Origin of the sequence: Kitasatospora sp. NPDC059812, from assembly GCF_042732075.1 — a bacterium.
Classification (GTDB): Bacteria; Actinomycetota; Actinomycetes; order Streptomycetales; family Streptomycetaceae; genus Kitasatospora.
Map to the genome: position 1 here is coordinate 115,643 of NZ_JBHWIO010000015.1, position 2,782 is coordinate 118,424.

At 73.4% G+C, this 2,782-nt stretch carries 4 protein-coding genes; 1 reads left to right on the forward strand and 3 read right to left on the reverse strand.

The genetic code is table 11. The features are described 5' to 3' along the window. Positions 1–69: 69 nt before the first annotated feature. The 3 genes from ACFV6D_RS11130 to ACFV6D_RS11140 form a co-directional block, all read right to left on the reverse strand. The gene (locus tag ACFV6D_RS11130; RefSeq protein WP_380559314.1) at positions 70–249 is read right to left on the reverse strand and encodes a thiazolylpeptide-type bacteriocin; all 180 of its coding nucleotides are present in this window, start codon (positions 247–249) and stop codon (positions 70–72) included. A gap of 37 nt (positions 250–286) precedes the next feature. After that, entirely contained in the window at positions 287–484 is a 198-nt protein-coding gene (locus tag ACFV6D_RS11135; protein WP_244293239.1) for a thiazolylpeptide-type bacteriocin, read from the reverse strand. 354 nt (positions 485–838) lie between these two features. Further along, positions 839–2,077 (reverse strand): styrene monooxygenase/indole monooxygenase family protein, encoded by a 1,239-nt coding sequence (locus ACFV6D_RS11140; RefSeq protein ID WP_063345890.1) that lies wholly within the window; start codon positions 2,075–2,077, stop codon positions 839–841. Between the two features lie 290 nt (positions 2,078–2,367). On the opposite strand from ACFV6D_RS11140, the gene ACFV6D_RS11145 reads away from it, so the two are divergent. Beyond that, entirely contained in the window at positions 2,368–2,727 is a 360-nt protein-coding gene (locus ACFV6D_RS11145) for a zinc ribbon domain-containing protein YjdM (protein WP_063345891.1), read from the forward strand. The last annotated feature ends 55 nt before the right edge of the window (positions 2,728–2,782 follow it).

Here is a 2,782-nt window from a genome sequence, read left to right on the forward strand (position 1 = left end):
CGCCCCCGGGGGCGCCCCCCCCCCCCACGCCGACACGCGCTGTTCAACGGGGACTTGGCGACGCCGGGCTCAGAAGGTCTGGGTCGGCGGGTGCGGAGCGGCGCAGGAGGACGATCCGCAGGAGCTGGAGCTGGGTGCCCCGGAGGCGCCCGTCTCGGGCAGGGCGACGGTGTCGCGCAGCGTGGTGACGGTCAGCTCGCCGAGGTCGAGGTCGTCGAGGGCGAGGACGTCCTCGAAGTGGTCCGACATGTGGTCTCCCGGATGTTCGAGATGAATTGACGGATGGTCAGAACGAGTCCGCGCCGGGCAGGTTCGGCTGGGCGCAGGAGGACGAGGCCTGGCAGGAGCAGGACCCCCAGGACCCGCCGTTCTCCGGCAGGGCGACGGTGTCGCGCAGCGCGGTGACGGTCAGCTCGCTGAGGTCCAGGTCCTGGAGGTCGAGGCCCGGGGTGGATGTGGACGCGGACATGGCGATGTCGGACATATCGGACTCCTTTGGGGTGGCGGTCGAGGCCGAGGTGCGCTTGTGCAGGCGTGGGGGCCGAGGGGTGTGCCGGCCCCCGGGGGTGCGGCGGTGCACGCGGATCGTCCTGACCCCGGCGTCGCGCCGCCCACTGGCGACTCTAGGCCGCGGCCGGCCGCGCCGGACCCGGGCGCTCGGCACATTGGCCGGATGCCCACCTCGCCGGGCGCAACACCGGCTCCTGCCTCAGCCGCACTTGAGCGAGCCGTGACCGGCGCTCCGGTGCACCGCCCCCATGGCGGCCGGGGCCCGCCGTCCGCTCGGGCGCCCCGGCCGGCCCGCTGCGGCCGATCCGCCCCGGCCGATCCGCTGCGGTCAGTCCTGCGGGGTGAACGACTCCAGGTAGGCGGCCGCCTTCGCGGGGTCGAGGAACCACTGCTCCAGGTCGGCCGGGTCGTTGAAGGCGTTGGCGAACCGGTCGGCGACGGGCGGGAGTTGACCGGCGGCGCCGAGCAGGTGCAGGACGTGCTCGGGCGGCGGCGCGAGCATCGCGTTGCTCCAGACGGTGCTGGGGCGCACGGCCTGCCAGAAGCGGTCGAAGGCGGCCCGCATGAAGTCGCGGTCGAACGGCTTGTCGCCGTGGGCGAGGATCGCGTCGAGGTAGCCGGCCGCGCACCGGGCGGCGTTGTTGGAGCCCTGGCCGGTGATCGGGTCGTTGAGGACGACGACGTCCGCGACGCCCAGCACCGCTCCGCCGCCGGGCAGTTCGCCGACCGGGTGGCGGACGGCGGGGGTGAAGCGCCCGGCGAGGGTGGCGCCGGCGTCGGTGAGTTCGATTCCGGCCCGGGCGCGGTCGTACTCCCAAGGAGTGAAGGCCTTCATCAGGTCGAGCGTCACCCGCAGGTGTTCGGCCGGGTCGCGGACCCCGTCGAAGGCGTCCGCCGGGCCGCCCGGGGCGGCCTCCCAGAGCAGGATGTCGCACGGGCCGGCCGCGGTCAGCGCCGGCATCACGAACAGTTCGCCGATGCCGGGCACCACGTTGCAGCGGACGGCGGGGAAGTCGTGCTCGGGGCGCGGGCCGAGCCCGTACACGTAGCTGGCGGCCAGCGCGCGCTGCGGCCGGTCGTACCGGGAGCGCTCGTGGTCGCGCTCGAACATCGCGGCCAGATCGCCCTTTCCGGCCGCGACCAGGACCAGGTCGTAGGAGCCGGAGAGGTGTTCGAGGTCTCCGACGGTCACCGGGCGGATCACCACCCGGCCGCCGCGCCCGGCGAAGGTCTCCAGCCAGGCGGGCATCTTCAGCCGCTGGTCGACGGACTGCGCGGGCGCGTCCAGGCGCCCGACCCAGTCGATCACCCGCGCGGACTGCGGCCCGGCGACGGAGACTCCGAGGCCCTCGATCCGGGGTGCGGCGTCCGCCCAGAGGTCCAGGCCGAGGTCGCGTTCGGTCCGCAGCGCGGCGTCGAACATGCACTGCGTGGACAGCACCCGGCCGCTGCGGACCGCGTCCGCGTCACGGTCGGTCATCACCGTCACGTCGTAGCCGTGGGCCTGGAGCCCCAGGGCCAGTTGGAGGCCGGCCTGCCCGGCGCCGACGATCAGAACTCTGCGCATCGTCTCCGCTTTCCTGGTTGTACGTCCCGGCCCGGCCTCAACACCCTTCCGTCCGTGGGCTGGTGAGCCCGCAGGGGGCGGTGGGCGCCGGCCGGCCGCCGGTCGCGCTGCCAGTGGCCTGGATACCAGTCATCGGGCACCGGCGTCCACGGCCTGCGCGCGCGCCCGGCCGGGAACGTCACCGTCCGCGGTCGGATGCCGTCGAACAAGCGATTTGAAAAATTCTTCAACTTCATACATGCTGGCGAGCCGCCGACCCCCGGCCCGACCTGAGAGGACAGCCCGCGCGCATGAGCGACCACCTCCCCCCGTGCCCGTCGTGCTCCAGCGAGTACACCTATGAGATGAACGCCCTCATGGTCTGCCCGGAGTGCGGCCACGAGTGGATGCCCGCGGCAGGCGGCGCCGCCGAACCGGCCGGCCCGGGCGAGCGGGTGATCCGGGACGCGGTCGGCAACGTGCTCAGCGACGGCGACACCGTGACCGTCGTCAAGGCCCTCAAGGTCAAGGGCAGCGTCTCCGGCATCAAGGCGGGCACCAAGGTCCGCAACATCCGTCTGGTCGACGGCGTCGACGGCCACGACATCGACTGCCGGATCGAGGGGTTCGGCGCGATGCAGCTCAAGTCGAGCGTGGTCAAGAAGGCCTGACCGGGCCCGCGCCCGGCGCGAAACGGCGGCGGCCCGTACGAGCACCTGCTCGTAC

Excerpts from the sequence above, each read along its gene's own strand:
- ACFV6D_RS11140 (WP_063345890.1), bottom strand. The coding sequence starts at position 2,077 with ATGCGCAGAGTTCTGATCGTCGGCGCCGGGCAGGCCGGCCTCCAACTG.
- ACFV6D_RS11130 (WP_380559314.1), bottom strand. The coding sequence starts at position 249 with ATGTCGGACCACTTCGAGGACGTCCTCGCCCTCGACGACCTCGACCTC.
- ACFV6D_RS11145 (WP_063345891.1), top strand. The coding sequence starts at position 2,368 with ATGAGCGACCACCTCCCCCCGTGCCCGTCGTGCTCCAGCGAGTACACC.
- ACFV6D_RS11135 (WP_244293239.1), bottom strand. The coding sequence starts at position 484 with ATGTCCGACATCGCCATGTCCGCGTCCACATCCACCCCGGGCCTCGAC.